12 protein-coding genes and 2 tRNA genes are annotated in these 18,423 nt (G+C 43.2%); 1 reads left to right on the top strand and 13 read right to left on the bottom strand.

From position 1 onward, the window contains the following. The 3 genes from ACT3QP_RS06405 to ACT3QP_RS06395 form a co-directional block, all read right to left on the bottom strand. The coding region (locus ACT3QP_RS06405) for a Na+/H+ antiporter NhaC family protein (RefSeq protein ID WP_444524887.1) at positions 1 to 1,070 on the bottom strand (1,070 nt) is incomplete at its 3' end. A gap of 231 nt (positions 1,071 to 1,301) precedes the next feature. Then, complete coding sequence (locus tag ACT3QP_RS06400; RefSeq protein WP_444524886.1) at positions 1,302 to 4,235, bottom strand: valine--tRNA ligase; 2,934 nt, start codon at positions 4,233 to 4,235, stop codon at positions 1,302 to 1,304. A 129-nt stretch (positions 4,236 to 4,364) separates the two neighbouring features. After that, a complete protein-coding gene (locus tag ACT3QP_RS06395; protein ID WP_444524885.1) occupies positions 4,365 to 4,943 on the bottom strand; it encodes a hypothetical protein in 579 nt (192 codons plus the stop codon). A 240-nt stretch (positions 4,944 to 5,183) separates the two neighbouring features. Here ACT3QP_RS06395 and ACT3QP_RS06390 point away from each other — a divergent pair, with 240 nt between their 5' ends. After that, positions 5,184 to 6,320 (top strand): formate/nitrite transporter family protein, encoded by a 1,137-nt coding sequence (locus tag ACT3QP_RS06390; RefSeq protein WP_444524884.1) that lies wholly within the window; start codon positions 5,184 to 5,186, stop codon positions 6,318 to 6,320. Positions 6,321 to 6,703: 383 nt separating this feature from the next. On the opposite strand, the gene ACT3QP_RS06385 is transcribed toward ACT3QP_RS06390, so the two are convergent. The 10 genes from ACT3QP_RS06385 to ACT3QP_RS06340 form a co-directional block, all read right to left on the bottom strand. Further along, positions 6,704 to 7,627 (bottom strand): bile acid:sodium symporter family protein, encoded by a 924-nt coding sequence (locus ACT3QP_RS06385; protein ID WP_444524883.1) that lies wholly within the window; start codon positions 7,625 to 7,627, stop codon positions 6,704 to 6,706. 191 nt (positions 7,628 to 7,818) lie between these two features. Continuing rightward, the gene (locus ACT3QP_RS06380; RefSeq protein ID WP_444524882.1) at positions 7,819 to 8,520 is read right to left on the bottom strand and encodes an IS1 family transposase; all 702 of its coding nucleotides are present in this window, start codon (positions 8,518 to 8,520) and stop codon (positions 7,819 to 7,821) included. Positions 8,521 to 8,738: 218 nt separating this feature from the next. Then, positions 8,739 to 8,825 (bottom strand) — tRNA-Leu (locus tag ACT3QP_RS06375). Between the two features lie 124 nt (positions 8,826 to 8,949). Continuing rightward, positions 8,950 to 9,023, bottom strand: a tRNA-Cys gene (locus tag ACT3QP_RS06370). A gap of 190 nt (positions 9,024 to 9,213) precedes the next feature. Continuing rightward, the gene (locus ACT3QP_RS06365; RefSeq protein ID WP_444524881.1) at positions 9,214 to 9,348 is read right to left on the bottom strand and encodes a putative transporter small subunit; all 135 of its coding nucleotides are present in this window, start codon (positions 9,346 to 9,348) and stop codon (positions 9,214 to 9,216) included. Positions 9,349 to 9,458: 110 nt separating this feature from the next. Beyond that, the gene (locus ACT3QP_RS06360) at positions 9,459 to 11,129 is read right to left on the bottom strand and encodes a sodium:solute symporter family protein (protein WP_444524880.1); all 1,671 of its coding nucleotides are present in this window, start codon (positions 11,127 to 11,129) and stop codon (positions 9,459 to 9,461) included. A 1,018-nt stretch (positions 11,130 to 12,147) separates the two neighbouring features. After that, the gene (locus ACT3QP_RS06355; RefSeq protein ID WP_444524879.1) at positions 12,148 to 13,200 is read right to left on the bottom strand and encodes a formate dehydrogenase accessory sulfurtransferase FdhD; all 1,053 of its coding nucleotides are present in this window, start codon (positions 13,198 to 13,200) and stop codon (positions 12,148 to 12,150) included. An 88-nt stretch (positions 13,201 to 13,288) separates the two neighbouring features. Further along, positions 13,289 to 15,676, bottom strand: a complete 2,388-nt coding sequence (locus tag ACT3QP_RS06350) for an FdhF/YdeP family oxidoreductase (protein WP_444524878.1) — start codon at positions 15,674 to 15,676, stop codon at positions 13,289 to 13,291. Positions 15,677 to 16,024: 348 nt separating this feature from the next. Then, a complete protein-coding gene (locus ACT3QP_RS06345) occupies positions 16,025 to 16,993 on the bottom strand; it encodes a c-type cytochrome (protein WP_444524877.1) in 969 nt (322 codons plus the stop codon). Further along, positions 16,993 to 18,369 carry a cytochrome c gene (locus ACT3QP_RS06340; protein ID WP_444524876.1) on the bottom strand — a complete coding sequence of 459 codons (1,377 nt, stop codon included), beginning with the start codon at positions 18,367 to 18,369 and terminating at the stop codon, positions 16,993 to 16,995. The genes ACT3QP_RS06345 and ACT3QP_RS06340 overlap by 1 nt, the downstream gene beginning before the upstream one ends. Positions 18,370 to 18,423 lie beyond the last annotated feature (54 nt).

The raw sequence follows: 18,423 nt of genomic DNA, 5'->3' as shown, positions 1-18,423 counted from the left end.
TCACCTGTGGCCGTTAATACCGCACCGAAACTAGAGGCGATAGTAATAATCACAGCGATTTCAGCCATTAACCGAACACCTTGAGTAAAGACATCATCCTGAGCCCGCCAGCGATAAATACCAGAGAAGCCAAGAATCATAAACCCTATCATTGCGCCAATAAACAAAGAATCAAAATACATTTGGAACAGCAATACCACTATCACGGCCAATGCGGTAAATAGCAAAGGCTGTATGCCTATTTCTATTTTTTCTTGATCGGCTGATACTGGCGTTTCTTGTTTTTCTAATTCGATATAAGCGCGTGGCTTACGATACGTGATAAATACAGCAACCAACATGCCCGCCAAAATTCCCATCACTGGAAAAAACATCGCTTTAGGCGCCATACTCGCTGTAGCGACAAACCCAGATGCCGCGCCTACCGTATTAAAATTTTCTAATAAAATTTCATTGAGATAAATCGCACCAAAACCAAACGGTAATAACAGATAAGACGCACTGATACCACAAGCCAGAATACAAGCGATGGCACGGCGGTCAATTTGCAGACGATTCATCAATCCAAGTAATGGCGGGATCAGTACGGGAATAAAAGCAATATGTACTGGAATCAAATTTTGTGAGAGTAATGAGGCGACAATGAACAGTATAAATAGCATCCATTTGACTTGTTTGCGCACATGAGCATCTTCACGATTTAGGCTACGAGCCATTTTCTGCGCCACCCAATCAAGAACACCGCTTCGCGATAGCGCAACGGCAAATGCCCCGACCATGATATAAGTCATACCTACCTGCGCACCACTGAGTAAGTTGTCATTCAATACTTGCAAGATATCTGGAAACGCCATTTGCGCATGCATACCACCTAGCAAAGCTGCTGAGACCAGAGAGACCGCAACAGGAATCTTAATAAGACAAAATACAACCATGAGTACAATCGCCAATACCACGGCATTGATCGGAATAGACAACAATGACAACAGTCCATAAATAGCCGCTAAAGCAACCAGTACGGGTAACGCTCGACTAAGAAAAAACGTATCATCTCGATAAGCAGCTAACATAATATCTCTCAAAATAATGTTTCAAATAAATCAAATGGGTAAAGTGAGCTCAAAAATAAAAAACAGCATGCAATATACACCTATTCACGATAAGGACTCATTCCTATTTGACTACTAGGGTATTACTACTCTTTAACAGTATACGTCTGAGTCTTGACCGTCATTCTGACAATAAAAAACGCCATCACAATTGTGACGGCGTTTTTATTCATACAGCTGTTGTTATAGCAATTACAGGTTCTTTAACTCTTCCATCTGCGCTGTCATGGCGGTCAACTGCCCTTCTAGCTCAGCCAATTTCGCTTTCTCTGCTTCAACCACTTGTGCAGGTGCTTTACTGACAAAGCCTTCATTGCCTAACTTACGAGCGATGCCGTCGGCTTGACCTTTCAATTTATCATATGACTTACCCAAACGCGCCAGCTCAGCCGTTGGATCGATTAGCCCTTTCATCGGTACGAGTACCCGTAGCTGACCGACCATACTTGATGATGATAATGGTACTTCATCACCTTCTTTTAGAATGGTTAAGCTGTCTACTTTGGCAAGTGCTTTAAACTGATTGGCGATACGTGATAGACGCTCGTCTTCTGCTAGCGAAATATTTTGTAGTAGCACTGGCAAGCGTACCGCATTACCCAGTTTCATCTCACCACGGATATTACGGACGCTAGCGATTAGCTCCTGTAGCCATGCCATATCCGCCTCAACTTGCTCACTGATTTGTGCCTCATCCGTTTTTGGATAGTCAGCGACCACGATGCTGTCGGTGTTTTTACGACCCAATAGCGGTGCCACTGTCTGCCAGATTTGCTCAGTCAGATACGGCATGATTGGATGCGTGAAACGCAGCGCTGTCTCAAGCACATGCAGCAGCACATAGCGGATTTGCGCTTTACGCTCGTCCGATACCGAGTCATCATTTAGACTGGCTTTGGCAAGCTCAACGTACCAATCGCAGTACTCATTCCAGATAAACTCATAGATATCTTGGCTGACCATATCGAGACGATACTGAGCGAAATGCTGATGGATATTGGCGATACTAGAGTTCAGACGGCTCATAATCCATTTTTCTGGTAATTCCCAAACGTCAGGGTTTGCCGCTTGATCAATAGGCTTGGCATTGCTGTCACCATCGACACAGTTCATGAGGACAAAGCGGCTGGCGTTCCAGATTTTATTACAGAAGTTACGATAGCCCTCGACACGCTTTAGATCAAAGTTGATATCGCGACCCGTACTGGCTAAGGACGTGAAGGTAAAGCGCAATGCATCCGTACCAAAGGCTGGGATGCCTTCTGGGAACTCTTTACGCGTTTGCTTTTCGATTTTGGCCGCGTCTTTTGGATTCATCATATTGCTGGTGCGTTTTTCTACCAGCGCTTCTAGATCAATACCGTCGATTAAGTCAATCGGATCTAAGACATTACCCTTTGATTTTGACATTTTTTGACCATTGCCATCACGTACCAGACCATGCACATAGACGGTCTTAAACGGTACTTGTGGCGTGCCATCTTCGTTTTTCACGAAGTGCATGGTCATCATGATCATGCGGGCAACCCAAAAGAAGATAATATCAAAACCTGTCACCAACACGCTGGTTGGATGAAAAGTATCCATCACGCGTGGATCAGCGTTGACGTCTGCCCAGTCAAGCGTACTGAACGTCCATAGACCTGAGCTAAACCACGTATCGAGTACATCATCATCTTGACGCAATACAACATCGTCGCTGAGATTATACTTGCTACGCACTTCGGCTTCGTCACGGGCGACATAGATTTCACCCGTCGCATCGTCATACCATGCAGGGATACGATGTCCCCACCAGAGCTGACGACTGATGCACCAATCTTGTAGATCGGTCATCCACGCCATGTACATGTTTTTGTACTGTGCAGGGACGAACTCGATGCTGCCATCTTCTACTGCATCAATCGCAGGCTTGGCAAGCTCTTTGACCGCGACATACCACTGATCGGTTAACCATGGCTCAACGATCGTACCGCCACGCTCAGCACGTGGGGCTTTGAGTGCATAATCTTCGATATCTTCTAGCCAGCCCTGCTCGCCTGCTTGCGCCACAAGGAACTTACGCGCAGCGAAACGCTCAAGCCCTGCATACTCGCTAGGCGTGGTTTCTAACTCTGGCTCACGTGTCTGCAGGTCAGGATAGACTTCCATCGCTGGCAAAATGTTAGCACGCTCATCAAGAATATTGATGAGTGGCAAGTCATGACGACGGCCGAGTTCATAATCATTAAAGTCATGCGCTGGGGTAATTTTTACGCAGCCCGTACCGAAGTCTTTTTCGACATAATCATCAGCAACGATAGGCACGATGCGACCAGTGATTGGCAAGGTAATAGTTTTACCAACTAAGTGTGCATAACGCTCATCGCTTGGGTTTACAGCGACAGCGGTATCACCTAATAAGGTTTCAGGACGTGTGGTTGCTACCACTAGGTAGTTTTTACCATCTTGAGTGGTTAGGTCTGCATCCGTGAAATGATAGCGGAAATGCCACAAACTGCCTTTTTCGTCATGGTTTTCTACTTCTAGGTCAGACAGCGCGGTTTGGAACTTAGGATCCCAGTTGACCAAACGCTTACCACGATATATCAAACCATCATCGAATAGGCGTACGAACACTTCTTTTACCGCGTTAGACAGACCATCATCCATGGTAAAGCGCTCACGCGACCAATCGACCGAGCTGCCCAAACGGCGAATTTGGCTGGTGATATTGCCGCCCGATTCTTCTTTCCATTCCCATACTTTATCGACAAAGTCTTCGCGAGTCATATCGCGGCGCTTGATGCCTTGTGCTTCTAGGCGACGCTCAACAACCATCTGGGTCGCGATACCTGCATGATCCGTACCTGGTTGCCACAGCGTATTGTCACCATCCATGCGGTGATAACGGGTGAGCGCATCCATAATAGCGTTGTTAAACCCATGACCCATATGCAGCGAGCCTGTGACGTTTGGCGGTGGCAGCGCGATAGAAAACGACTCGTCTTTGTCAAAGGTCGGTTGAAAATAGCCGCTTTCTTCCCAGTCTTGATACATACCTGCTTCGACTTCTGCAGGATTATACGCATTCTCTAACTGGCTTAAGGCCGCTTGAATAGATGTGGTGAGGTTGTGGTTACTCATAATGGCATTATCTTTTATTGATTGAATGTGAACAAAGTTAATTGAGTTAAAGCGAATATAAAATTAGGAAAATAACGAATAGAGTGATTTTAACGCAGATAGGCAGATTTTGTTAGATGGTAAGACAATTTAAGCGTATAGCGCTTCGAAAATACACTCTATTTTTGGCTTATTATCTTTTATCCACTGTTGGCAAAGCTGGAAAAACTGACATTGCATACGATACAACGTTACAGGATCATTACAGCCATGCGTGATGTATCCCATATAAAAATTGTCGCTAGCATCCTCTATACAATAAAGTAAATCCTTGAGCTTACTTATCTCTTTTAAATGATTATCATTGTTGAAAAAATCATCAAATTTATAATAAAATCCTACTGCCTCATTAGCAAAAACATAGTGATTGTTTGGTGCTGTCGCATATTTGTTCATGAGCCTGTAAGTATAAATCCACTTAGCCTGCTCTGTATTAATGTCTGGAAAGCCTAAATTAAAAATCGCCCTTTGGAACGACTCTTTATTGCCTCTCGGATATATAGGATCATCATCAATTATCGATAACATCGCATCACCATAATATCCATTATCAAGTAAATAATGAGTGTATTCGAAAATTTGATTATCGGATAATAAATCAAGCTTTAGGAGACTAGCCGTCACTACCATCTCGCTCTGCCAAGGGCTATATTTAGATAATGTTCTCATAATCTCTCACCGCTACATTAGACCTCTTGCATAAGTCATCGCTAGCCCTTGTGGTTCTATCAGTGGAAGTCAATGAACTGGTACTTTTGCAAGAAGTCTATTAAAAAAATAACTTTGACTAAGAGTCAGGATAAACAATTAACAACAGCAGTCAGCTGAATACTAAACATAATAAATTATAGTCCTGCTATAAAATAGATCAGATACTAAAATTATTATCTCTTAACCAGTGAGCTGACCGTGCCCCAAGATATTGATAGTCGTACTGATCATCAGAAAGACCCGCAGAACTCATATGCAGATTATGAGGGTGTGGTTGATGACAATCATAAAGCAGGAAAGCAAAAAGATCAGCAAGAAAGCCGTCAAGACAGTCAGCAAAAAAGCAATCAAAAAGACTCTGAGGAAGACAGCGCCGACGGTCAAGCTAATGACAATGCTGATAAAACAGAAACCACTGAAGACCTAAAAGGAGACGATCTCCCAGAAGAAATCAGTGACGAAGACAAAGAAACCATCAAAAAAGTCGCCAATGACAATGATTCGAGTCATGCAAAAAGCTATGCCAGTATCCTAGTCGAGCAAGTCATGGATGCCAAAGAAACCTTTGAGCGCTCGCTTGGCTCACTTTTTACCAGTGCTTTTACCGCTGGGCTTGAGATTGGTATTAGCTTCTTTATGATTTTATCGGCTTTTGCGCTCCTAAGCGGAGTAATACCCAGTGAATACGCCATCGTACTCGCCTCATTACTTTACCCCATCGGCTTCATTATTGTGGTCATCGGTCAGTCACTGTTATTTACCGAGCAAACCTCCCTACTAAGCTTGCCAGTGCTCAACGGTATTGAACCCTTGAATAAATTGCTACGTTTATGGGGCATTGTGATTGCTGGTAATCTGGTTGGCGGTTGTTTATTTGCCGCGTTAATGATTGGCCTCGGCTTGAATATGCAGTTGTTTAGTACCAGCGACATTGATGCATATGCCGAGCATGTTTTAGCATTTGAGTGGTGGGTGATATTTGGTAGCGCAGTACTGGCTGGTTGGATGATGGGCGTGACCGCGTGGCTGGTGACCTCAGCACGCGATACCCTTAGCCGAATTGTCTTAGTCACCATCATCACAGGTAGTATCGGATTTTTAGGCTTACATCATAGTATCGTGGGCAACATCGAGGTGTTTTCTGCCTTACTGTATGGCAGTAGTGTCAGTCTTTGGCGTTACTTACTGTTTTTAGCGATAGTGCTGGTGGGCAATACGATCGGTGGCGTGGTGTTTGTCGCAGTGCTCAAAAACCGTACCTTCCTATTTGAAGTTGAGAAAGTAAAAGAGCAGACAGCCAAGACCAAAGCAAGAGTAGATGTACATCATCGCTAAGCGCTATCTTTAATCCTATCCTGCTCTATTTCTCATTTTCTTCTATAGTCGATCCACTATAAAATAAATATAGCGATACAGGTTACATTTTGCGCCACCTCTGTCTACGTAGGCACAGCAAGCAAGAAAAACGTAACCCGTATCGCGTGGTTGTGTCTCTTTTATTTGGGACTGACTATACCACTTATCGGTAATTAGGGAATGCATCATGACGGCTGCGTGACGACTATATAGCGGCTATATAACGACTATAAATGCAAAAACCCCACAATCTGCTTTAACATATCAAGCGGGTTATGGGGTCAGTTAATAAAGCATTGGTCACAATTTAAAAAATAGTCAATTAAAAAGCGCGTGAGCGATTTCGATTTAAAGCTTAACAGTTAAAGCCTACGTGCTGCCATCACACTACGGTCTATCTCAATTTGCTTCGCCTTATTGTGTTGCGCGCTGAATACTCTCACCATAATACCTGCGGTTAAAAACATAATTAGCGTATAAATAGCTGGGGTCATCGACATTTTATAATTGGCCAATAGCGTCAATGCCATAAACATCGAAAGCGTACTGTTCTGTAGGCCAACTTCCATGGTGATCGATCTTCTTTGTTCTGGATTCAGACCGAACCATTTACTGGTGTAATAACCAAGTGCCATCGTTGACACATTCAATATCAATGATACAGGGCCAGTGGCAATCAAGGCCTCTACAATGATATCTTTTTGCACATAGCTTAAGAATAGAACCAAAAAGCTCAAAAACATCACGCCAAAACGAGAAACCATAACTTGCGTTTTATCTGCCACAGTAGGGGCATAGCGTTTGATCAGCATGCCAATACTAACAGGTAGAATAGTCAGGGCAATTAAGCTAATCATAGTTTTGGCGACTGGCAATTGAAACTCACTGCCAGCACCCATGAAGTATATCAATGAAAAACTGAGTACAATCGGGATGCTAAATACCGTGACCACGCTTGAAATAGCCGTCATGGTCACCGAAAGCGCGACGTCGCCTTTGGCTAGATAAGTGAATAAGTTGGAGGTGGTGCCACCAGGACACAGTACCAATAACATCACCCCGACTGCGTATTCGGGCTCTAGTGACATCAGGCTTGCAAAGGCAAAACCAATTAATGGTAAGAACAGTAACTGATTGGTGAGCCCTATCGCGACTGCTTTGGGGTATTTGACGACTCTTTTAAAGTCATTGGTGACTAGGGATAATCCCATTCCCATCATAATCAAAAAGATACCAATGGGAATGACTTTTGAATTTACAAACGTGACTAACTCCACACCTTCCATAACTACATCCTTGTAGATAGGACCCTTTTTTGGGCCAGTTTGTGTTGCTTCTATGATGTCCTATCAGCCATCCTGCCGATATTTAGGGACACCAATGTCATGGATGCGTTACGTGCAACATACCTTCCTAGTATTTGCAGTCATCACTAGACACTAAAAAATAGGGTGGTGTTCTAAAAAGTATGCTGGCATCAGACATAGCCATAATTGACATAGAAGAATACCAAATCAAACACCTTAAAGTGGTTATCAAACTTCTTTGAGAAGCAGCAGGTCTTTCGAACGGCTCGTCGCAATCGGTGCCTAAGGCGACAGTTATTACCTTCTATGCCTACCGTATGCTGCTTGCCGATTTGTTTCTTGTCAGGCTTGAATGCGGTTATAAAGCTATCCCAGTTATCCATGCTAATAGAGCCATAGCTGACTTTCAGTTGTTTAAGACGGGCTCTTAGCTTCTTAGCTGTTTTCAGGTCACGTTTGCCCCAAACATAAGCAACAATCTCATTGGTAGCGCGGTCATAAGCATAAATAAGCCAAACTTTACGCTTTTTGCGATACACGTAAGTCCAAAACTCATCAACTTCTAAGCGTTCATAATAGCGCTTTTTAGGTGTAATCTTATAGACCGATGAGCCTATGGTGCTAAGGACTTTACCAATACTAATAGAGGCTATAACGGCTATGTCTCTGACGCCGCAACCTCTAACCGTCATTAGCCGTATGATGTCTTCTATTTTAGAGTGACAGCCATGATAAGTTAAGGCATGGTCGCCAATGAATTGACGTTTGCAGTTCTTACACTGGTAGTTCTGCTTGCCATAGCTTTTTATACCATTTTTCTTTAAACTGGAGCTGTGACAGTCGGGGCAATTGATCTGTATTTGTGTCTTCATAACCTCAAATATATCATCTTGCTTCGGCTGTCACCCTTCTTTTATTACTCCAGCATACTTTTTGATACACCACCCAATTATGAAAGAGTGGTTCTGAAAAAACATAGCCTAGAAATATGAACTTCAGCTTGGAGACCTCTAAGAAGAGACTGACTTTAATAATAGACGTTATCGCATAAGAAAAAGGCCTCCAATTGCTTGGAGGCCTTTTAATATAATGGTACCCGGAGCCGGACTTGAACCGGCACGCTATTGCTAGCGAGGGATTTTAAATCCCTTGTGTCTACCAATTTCACCACCCGGGCAAAACTTGTGTTATCTAATACGTAAGCTAGCTGATAGACCATCTAGTTACTAGATAAGTGCTGGCTATTATAATCAGTTATGATAATAATGCAAGCTTAAATTAACGTAAAGTTAATAAATAATTGGAGGCTGGAGTCGGAATCGAACCGGCGTTAACGGAGTTGCAGTCCGCTGCATGACCACTCTGCCATCCAGCCAATCAAGGTCGCCTATATTAGCAAAAATATAACAAATTACAAGCCCTTTTTTCATTAAAAATAAGTTATTTGCTACCTTACCTATAAATAACCCTTATTTAGAGTGATTTATACTATCAATAGGCTTGATAACAATACCACTAAGCTAGTGCTCAGGAATATTTTCTAGAAATATAGTGGTAATGGCATATTAAACGATATCTTCATTATTGCGTTTGGCTTTTTTAATATCGCGATAAGTAGCGGTGCAAATTAATATCAGTACACCAAGTGTTATGGCTGGCCAGATTAAAATATATGAGCCGTAGATAAAGACGTTATCCATAATATCTCTCCTTATAGTCTTTTTTAACAGTTTACGATTAGTCAGTTGTATTAAGCTAATTCAGACTGACTAACCGTTATTTGCATAAGACAGTTTTTGTTTAAGACAATTTAAATTTTTGGTACTTGTGACGCATCAGGCTTTTTATCGTAGTCGCCCACACGCTGTTTGATTAAGTCAAAGTCAAAATGCTCGTTACTCATGAGGCTGACTATGACACAAACGATAGTACTGGCACCATAAGCGGTCAGTGATGCCAGTAAGACCATGTATTGACGTAAGAAGCCCGTGGCAAAGATTAACATCAGCACCAGCGTGATAGCAGCGGCTCCCATACCAACCTTACGACCTAAGAAGCCAAATACCATTAGACCTATAACGACAGCGCCACCGACACTGGCTAGTATTTCAAAAAATAGGGCAGTGAAACCTGTAATCGGTAGTAATTCAAAGCGCACAACGCAGAACAAGAGTAGTCCGACGATAACCGCAGAAGTAAAGGCGGTATTGGTCACGCGATTCCAGAACACACTAGCGATGACAGGGAAAACAATCGCACCCCACAATGCACCAACAAAGACCAGCATAACCAAAATATCGAGCTTAAAGCTGGCAAAAATCAATCCTGCGGCTGTTGCGACAATCATGGTGCCACGACCAACGAGCATCATGGTTTTTGGTTTAACTTTGCCTTTTTTAGCAATATTTTTGCCGTAGACATCCGCCATCATAATCGTCGATAGCGCTGATAAATCAGAGTCAGCCGTTGAGGATAGAGAACCAATCACTAAAATAAAGAACAAAGCGATAAAAATAGGATGCAGATAAGTACTCACCATTTGTGGAATCAGGTTATTCATATTGCCATCAAGTGGTTCGATACCAATGGTGACCGCCATTAATCCAATCATGCCTAGGCCGATGACGATACCTGCATAGCCAACAGTAGCAGTGACAAAAGTCGCTTTAATCTTGGTTTTGTCTATCGCAAATAATCGCTGAGTAATGGTCTGATTACCGATAGCGTATGCTAATACCGCGACGAAATAGGGCGCACCTTGTTGGAAAAATGCTTCAGAAGAAAAGAAGTTTTGCTGTTCCAATGTCAGATTTGACAGTCCTTCAACCATGACTTCAGGTCCACCCATAGCAAACAACACCGCTGGGATAATGACGACACCAATCGCCATCAAGGCGACTAATTGGGCAAAGTCAGTAAAGACAGATGCACGAAAGCCTGACGTTAACGTATAGCTCAGGACGCCGATACCCGCGATTATCACACCAGTTTGGAAGGATAACGGTGACAAGACTGACACCAATGCCCCAGCGGCAGTAAAGTTGACCATCAAGCTAATTAAGCTGCCCATAATATTGGATATCGCTAAAATTAATTGGCTTGATGAACCATGGCGGGCATGGATGAGTTCGCCTAATGTATGACCGTCTGGCGCCAACTCACGAAAGCGCATACCAAAAGGATAGATGAATAAAATCATCAAGGCGCCCCAGAACCCATAATGTATCGGTCCTGACACCCCATATTTATAACCTGAAGTGGCAGCGGCGTAAAATGATGCTGCCCAAATCCAAGTGGCCGTCATACTGGCTGCACCCATACCAAAGCCAACACCGTGACCTGCGACCATAAATCCAGACGTCGTTTCTTTGTCTTTTTTGATTAATAAAGACAGTAAGTAGGTGCCGCCATAAAATGTTAGCAACAATAAAATAATGGTTAATGATGAAAATTGGAACAATGACTCAGTTTTCAAATTCATACCTCGCAATTGTTTGAATTAATAAAGTTTAGTAAAATTAAATATACCAAACCTTTCGGAATATAATACAGCCCACAAATTCTCATACTGAGTGAATGTACGTGGCTAAGATAAATAGCAAAAATATCAACGGTAGTGATAAGCAAATGCTAAGTGTTGTGTCCCTGTCTTTTTAATGACTCACATAGTGATAAATCAAAAAGACAGGGGCTACTCTTAATAGGCGTTAGTTGATGGATAAACCACCACGCTATTAATATGCATACACAAAGGTAGCTAAGTACTAAAGAAGGCTCATATGATGAGCGTCTATAGCAAAATTACGAATAAGCACTAAGCCATGACTGCATGGCTTGAGCTAGGTTTAGACAGCCTTATCAGCTGTAATACGCAATAGTTAAGAGGTTTTTACTCAACTATTGCAATTGATGCATCATCTATCGTTTGAATGCTAAGAAGCGTATTGTCTGAATTATCAATACAATAGGTTTAGCATCGATAAATAAAACGACAGATCTGTTAAGTGTATGTAACATGTTCGTGGACTAAGGGTAACCTATTATCTCTCTAACCTCAAATTTTAGACGATATTGATTAGGAAATGTCTTTAATTCACTCGATGGGCTAAAAATGGCTAAATTTTGCCAAACATCGTCAAACAGCTGGTTACTATTCCGATATTATCTGCGCTATTTTTCTTGTTTGACGGCAATTTATCTCATTCTTATCACCACTTTTGAAATGAAGACACGTCCTAGTGCTATAGTCGATTCAATTTAAAAGTAGTACAAGACAACCAAGTGTAGATGTATATGTGATACTTCAAGCGAGGTTGACGCTGTAGTACTTTTATAGTGGAATGATTATATAGCGGAAGTAAGCGATTAACAGATTTTATAGGTATAACAAAAGAGGTGTTTTGGAAGGGGTTTACTGATTTATACGAGAGGATTTAAGGCTGAGCTATCTACAATTTTTCGAAGAAAGTAATATGGATTCAATGATGTGTGAGGGTCGTTTAAACGCCTGAATAATAAGTCACTCTGTCGTTACGCAAGAATCCAGCCAATCCCAATCCATAACGCTCAGCGACACGTACAGCGGTACTGGTGGGTGCAGACATACCGACCAGCCAAGGGATGCGACCACGGATAGATTTTTGTACCAGTTCAATGGATAAGCGAGAGGTCATTAGAACGCAGTCGTTCTCAGTTTTTTGTCGTAGCTGCCAACCGATCAGTTTATCAAGGGCATTATGGCGTCCCACATCCTCAAATAGATATAACTGATTATCATGTATCGTTGCTGCGGCATGTACGGCACCGGTTAGTTGATGTGTGTGCTGCATAGTATCGACTTGTCGTCGCATGTCTAATAAATAATCCAGACTTGGTATGGTTGCTTCTCTCTGCGTGTTATTTTGCAAATCGCCTTGAGTGTAGCTGCTTAGATCAGGTAGCGCTTGTGTCAATCCAGTGATGCCGCACATACCGCAACCTGTACGCCCTGCGAGCTGACGTTTTTGGGCTTGGATACGTTGATGGCAGCGTTGGTTTAGTACCAGATCCACGATATAAATATCGTAGTCCTGTAGCTGCTTTAAGGTTTGTTCGAGGTTTTCTGATTCAATATTTTTTGACTCAGCGCGTTGATCAACAGAATCTTGATCAAAGGTGAAAGGTTGATAGCTAGCAGTATCGGTAAGTTGAGTTACCTCCCAATCGAGTAATTCATGACTGTGTTGAATGAGACCTTCGCTAAATAAAAACCCAACGGCTAAATACTCTAGCTGATGAGGACTTGCCATCAGCACCGCGTAGTGAATACCATTGATGATAATGGCAACCGCAGCTTCTACAGCGAGGCTAGCTGGTTGGCAATCAATAAATGCTCCATCGGTATTGTCACGGTCTTGACTGGCTGCTGCATAAAAATGCTTTTCCGAAAAATGAGTACGAACCAGTGGTGACATAGGTTTCTTTATGGCTGTCTTTGTCACCTCAGCTGTCTTGCTTTCACACTGTTGCTTGCTAGTTCGCTTATTATCTTTGACAGGGTTTTTAGTCATCATCATGGTTCGTATATTATTTTACTAACAGTATTGTTTCGGCGTCTGTATCACGAACATTGTCATTATTTGACGACCCATTTATCACTTACTATGCAGGCTCAGCCGTGCTTGCATCGACGCGTTGCAGGACGACCGTTGTTGATTTATACGCTGGTATGTGTGAGTCTGGTGCATACGTGTCTAAGTCAAACAAGTCATTACATTCAGGATAGTAGGCAGCGACGGCGTTGGACGCAATATCCATTTCAGTCAATACGAGTGGCCCTAATATGCGCGGTTGGTCGGCGCTATTCTGGCTAGCGTATCTAGTTACCATGACGCTATCACCTTTTTGCCAACCCAAACGGCTTATCTCATCGGGATGCATAAACAGAACATCACGGCGATTGGCCTGACGATAGCGATCGTGAAACCCAAAAATCATGGTGTTGAATTGATCATGGCTACGAACGCTGGTCAATTGCCAAATTTTTTGCTCGTCATTTTTTACATTGCCTTGAGCATTATCTTGTACATTGTCACTACTGCTGTCTGTTCTCGGACTGTTTTTACTCACATTGTTTTTAAAGGTTAATGTTGTTTCTGCCATCTGTGCGGCAACATAGGTAATTGGGTATTGTGGTACCTCAAACTGCGCTTTGCCACTCTCCGTATTCCACACGCGATGACGGGCCGAATGATACAAATGAAAGCCTCGCTCAGTGGTGCGAATACGTTGATTGAAGTCTTCAAAACCGTCGATAGCTTGGGCAACATAGTCACGAACGACATCGAAATCTTCGCTCATTGCTTGCCAAGGAATAGACGAGTCAGTGCCAAGGACGTGCGTGGCAATATCTGCGACAATTTGTGATTCAGACTTTAGTGTATCACTAACAGGCTTGAGATTGCCTTGTGTTGGTACAATCTGACACATGGAATCTTCGATAGTCGCAAACTGTTCGCCTTTGGCAGTGACGATACGTTCAGTACGACCTAAGCAGGGCAAAATAAGATTGTTTGCGCCTGGGTATAGCATGGTCTCATTTAACTTGGTACCCACAAAGATATTAAGCTGTGTTGTGGTCAATGCTTGTTCAATGGCGGTGGTATCAGGTGCTGCCACGGCATAATTGCCACCCATACCCATGAAGATCTTTATTTTACCGTCGATTAATGCCTTTGCGCCTGTGACCACGTCGAAGCCGTGTTTTTGCGGCATAGGTTTTTTAAATACTCGTTCTAGACTGTCGAGAAGCTTTTGAGCGGGACGTTCATGGATACCCATAGTACGATCGCCTTGCACATTAGAGTGTCCACGAACAGGAGATGCACCCGCGCCATCTATACCAACCATTCCCATCAGTAGTAATAGATTGGTAATCATTGCCACATTGTCATCACCTTGCACGTGTTGCGTGATGCCCATACCCCACGTGCAGATAGTCGCTGGACTATCAGCGACCAGTTTAGCCAGACCAATGATTTCCGCTTGAGGAATACCGCAACCGAGCTCTACATCCGCCCATGTTTGCTCTGTAAGCCACTGTTTTAATGGTTCAAAACCTGAAGTATGGGTAGCAATGAAGTCGTCATTAATCTTATCGTTCTCAATCAGCCATTTTGCGATACCTGTTAGTAGCGCTGCATCCCCACCAATTTGAAGTTGAACCACTTCATCGACCATCTCATCACTTTGACCTGCAGCCATGTGTGTGGGCTTTTGCGGATTTCTAAATTTACTTAGACCTTGTTCGCGCATGGGATTAATCGAGATGATTCGACACCCTTGCTCGTGAGCGTGGGCAAGCATTTCTAGCATGCGTGGATGGTTGGTCGCTGGGTTTTGTCCAAACATTAATATCAGTTTGGCCTGCTCAAAATCTTCTAACCTAACGGTTGCTTTGCCGATACCTAACTGTTTACCAAGCATCACAGAAGTCGGCTCATGACACATGTTTGAGCAGTCAGGTAAGTTATTGGTACCAAAACAGCGTACGAACAGCTGATACATAAATGCTGGCTCGTTGGTGACACGACCTGAAGTATAAAATAAAGCTTCATCTGGTGAATTAAGCTGTTTGAACTGTTCAGCAATACGCTGGTAAGCCGCTTCCCAAGAAATCGCTATATAGCGGTCTTGCGCTGCATCGTAATATAACGGCTCGGATAAGCGGCCACTGTGCTCTAGCTCGTAGCCCGACCATCCTTGTAGTTCGGTGACCGTATGTCGCGCAAAGAATGCAGCATCGGCTTTTTTGGTCATGGTCTCGCTGGCAAGTACTTTGATGCCATTTTCACAGACATCAATGGCTTTATGGGATTTGTGGTCGGGCCAAGCACAACCAGGACAGTCAAAGCCACTTTTTGGTTGGTTACTTTGGAATACACTGGCACTACCACGCAAAAAAGTCTGATAATCCATTAGTTTGCGAGTAGAAGAAAATAGTGCAGGCCAACCAGCAGCAGGATGAGAGTATATAGGGATTTTACGCATGACAGACCTCACAGTTAAATGGCAATAGCTAAGCTGTATATAACACTTATATGATATAAGAGATTGCTAGGGCGTGTCTTCAATTTGAGTATTAAAATTTACATAAGCTAAAAATCGCTAACTCCTTGCCAAACTGCATCAAGTCGCTTCGTTAATATCTCGATATATCTGTATGACGCTCTTTGCTGTATGACGCTTTTTGTTTGGCTACAGTTTATCTGTTTTTACATGAGGACACGTGCTAGAAGTTTATAGACTATGATAACAAAAAAGCCTTTAAGAAAAATTAGTTTCCTTAAAGGTTTTTTAATAATAAGAGGGTGTAGAAATTCATCTCCTTAATAAGTATTAGTACCGCGCGTCTTTAGGCTTTTTGCCACTTGGCCAATCATGTATCTTACCAGCAAAGTCGGGGCGTGGCTGATGAGTAAAGAAATGTGCGACATCGACTGCATCTTGATCACTTAATACATTACCGTGACCCCATAACCCTTTGGTCTGAATACCCATCGGCATATTGTATTTTACAAATGCTGCCGCTTTATAGGTACGCGCCATACCCGCGCCAATATTGAAAGATTCATCACCCCATAGTGGTGGAAAGACGATATTGCCGCGACTGTCTTTGAGACCTTCACCACTGTCACCATGACAGGTAGCGCATTGAACCTTATAAATTTGTTCGCCGCGTACTGGGTCTGGAGTTAAGGATTCATCCACTTTACCAGCATTTTGGATATCGACTTTTTGCTCTCTGGGAGTATTTTGTGACAGCCATTTCATATAGGCCATTATTGCGTGCATTTCAGGTGATTCACGATCTAACGGTTTGCCATTCATTGAGCGTTGGAAACAACCATTAATACGGGCTTCCAAATCCACTTCTTTTCCAGAACGAGGCATGACACGAGGGTAAGTGTTATAGCTGTTGATATATGGATCACCCAGTGGAATTTTACCTTGCGAGATATGGCAACTGTTACAGTTCATTTGTGCACCAACATTCGCTGGTAATAAACGCTTGGTCTCATTTAATAAGTGTTTGCCATAAAATATTTCATCAGCGTTTGGCTCATCTAAGATAGAGGTATCTTGCGGCAGCACATAAGTGCCGATATCTTCGTTGGCATCATCTGTGGTTGCTAAGCCATACTCAGGTGCGTTTTGCTCGATAGGCTCTGGCTGTGAGCAACCACTACTGATCGCTGCAACGCCGATCATTGAAACAGTAAGGATAGCTGTGGTGATTTTGCTCATGGTCATTTTTTGAGAGATAACGCTAGCAACAGTAGGCATGTTTAGTGGAGATTTATTCATTATTCTGCTCCTTTTGTTTGCGTATCAATACTTAGGTCTGGGGCGATATCGGTACTGGTTTTTGGTTTTTTGGCGAGGAAAGCGCGCATTTTTACCACATCATTGACATCGATTTTGGGCGCTTGATTCGTCCAGCTGTTACGGACATAGTTGACCACTTCTGCTACATCCGCATCACTTAGGTTAGTGAATTCAGGCATGGTAAAGGCCATACGGTCATGTGGAGTCTCAGGCATTCGCCCACCGCTTAAAGTAATCTGTAATACTGAATCTGCGCTTTTAGAATAAACCGCACTATTGGCATCAAGTGCTGGAAAAATACGTGCGACACCTTTGCCATCAGCACGGTGACAAACTTGGCAATACTCTGCGTACAATATTGCGCCACGTGAATCATAGTCACCATCTAGCATTTTTTGTGTGGTGAGGTCTTCTTTCTCAGGCAGTGTTGCTTCTTTGTTGGGCGCTGGAGACAGTGTTTTTAAGTAGGATGACATAGCATTGATGTCGTAGTCAGTCATATATTGGGTGCTGTGTTCGACCACTTCGGCCATGGCACCAAAAGCAGCGGTGGTATCTGTGCGACCTGTTTTAAAGAAGTCATTTAATTCTGTAACTGTCCAAGTACCAAGTCCACGATGTTCACCGCGTATGCTTTTTGCACGCCAGCCATCGATGACCGCACCGCTCAAATACTCGGCAGAGTCGGTATTACTTAAAGTGACTTCTTGGAAGCCAATACCGCGATCAGTGTGACAAGAGCCGCAGTGCCCAGGACCTTCGATCAAGTATTGACCACGTGTTAATAGAGCGTCGTCTGTCTCAGGGACAAAATCTCGTTTACGGTCAAACAGGACTTGCCAGTAGGCCAAGGGCCAGCGCCAATTTGCTACTGGTGGCAGTTCACTTTCTAGGTTGGGTTGATTGATCGCTTCGACATCCGACATAAAAAAAGCATACATCGCTGCCAAATCTTCATCTGGCATGAGCTGATAAGATGGGTACGGCATGGCAGGATACAGTGCTTTATTACCTGGAGCGACGCCATGTTTGACCGCATTTTTAAAATCGTCAAAACTATAATTACCGATACCTGTTTCTTTATCAGGGGTTATGTTGGTTGAGTAAATAGCGCCAAGCGGGGTCAGCATAGGTAGGCCACCCGCATAATTTTTGCCATCCAATGTGGTATGACAAGCGACACAATCCGCAGTGCGCGCGATATATTCGCCTTGCTCGATGAGAGCTGGGTCAGTAATGTTGACCTCGATATCGCTGCTGCTCGTGCGTATATTTGGCAGTAATTGCCCAATAATAAACGCAACTGCCAGCCCAATGATGGCTGCCATTATTATAATCAGTGGCCACTTTTTCATAAGCCTGCCCTCCATAAGATGTTTTTACCAAGCTTATAATTCATCACCAATACT

Origin of the sequence: Psychrobacter sp. AOP7-B1-24 (genome assembly GCF_052376215.1) — a bacterium.
Lineage (GTDB): Bacteria > Pseudomonadota > Gammaproteobacteria > Pseudomonadales > Moraxellaceae > Psychrobacter.
The sequence above is the reverse complement of the archived record's forward strand: the minus strand, read 5'-3'. Positions and strand labels throughout refer to the sequence as shown.

Bases quoted from the DNA above. Each gene is read 5' to 3' on its own strand.
- ACT3QP_RS06400 (WP_444524886.1), bottom strand. From the start codon at position 4,235: ATGAGTAACCACAACCTCACCACATCTATTCAAGCGGCCTTAAGCCAG.
- ACT3QP_RS06395 (WP_444524885.1), bottom strand. From the start codon at position 4,943: ATGAGAACATTATCTAAATATAGCCCTTGGCAGAGCGAGATGGTAGTG.
- ACT3QP_RS06385 (WP_444524883.1), bottom strand. From the start codon at position 7,627: ATGGAAGGTGTGGAGTTAGTCACGTTTGTAAATTCAAAAGTCATTCCC.
- ACT3QP_RS06380 (WP_444524882.1), bottom strand. From the start codon at position 8,520: ATGAAGACACAAATACAGATCAATTGCCCCGACTGTCACAGCTCCAGT.
- ACT3QP_RS06365 (WP_444524881.1), bottom strand. From the start codon at position 9,348: ATGGATAACGTCTTTATCTACGGCTCATATATTTTAATCTGGCCAGCC.
- ACT3QP_RS06360 (WP_444524880.1), bottom strand. From the start codon at position 11,129: ATGAATTTGAAAACTGAGTCATTGTTCCAATTTTCATCATTAACCATT.
- ACT3QP_RS06355 (WP_444524879.1), bottom strand. From the start codon at position 13,200: ATGATGACTAAAAACCCTGTCAAAGATAATAAGCGAACTAGCAAGCAA.
- ACT3QP_RS06350 (WP_444524878.1), bottom strand. From the start codon at position 15,676: ATGCGTAAAATCCCTATATACTCTCATCCTGCTGCTGGTTGGCCTGCA.
- ACT3QP_RS06345 (WP_444524877.1), bottom strand. From the start codon at position 16,993: ATGAATAAATCTCCACTAAACATGCCTACTGTTGCTAGCGTTATCTCT.
- ACT3QP_RS06340 (WP_444524876.1), bottom strand. From the start codon at position 18,369: ATGAAAAAGTGGCCACTGATTATAATAATGGCAGCCATCATTGGGCTG.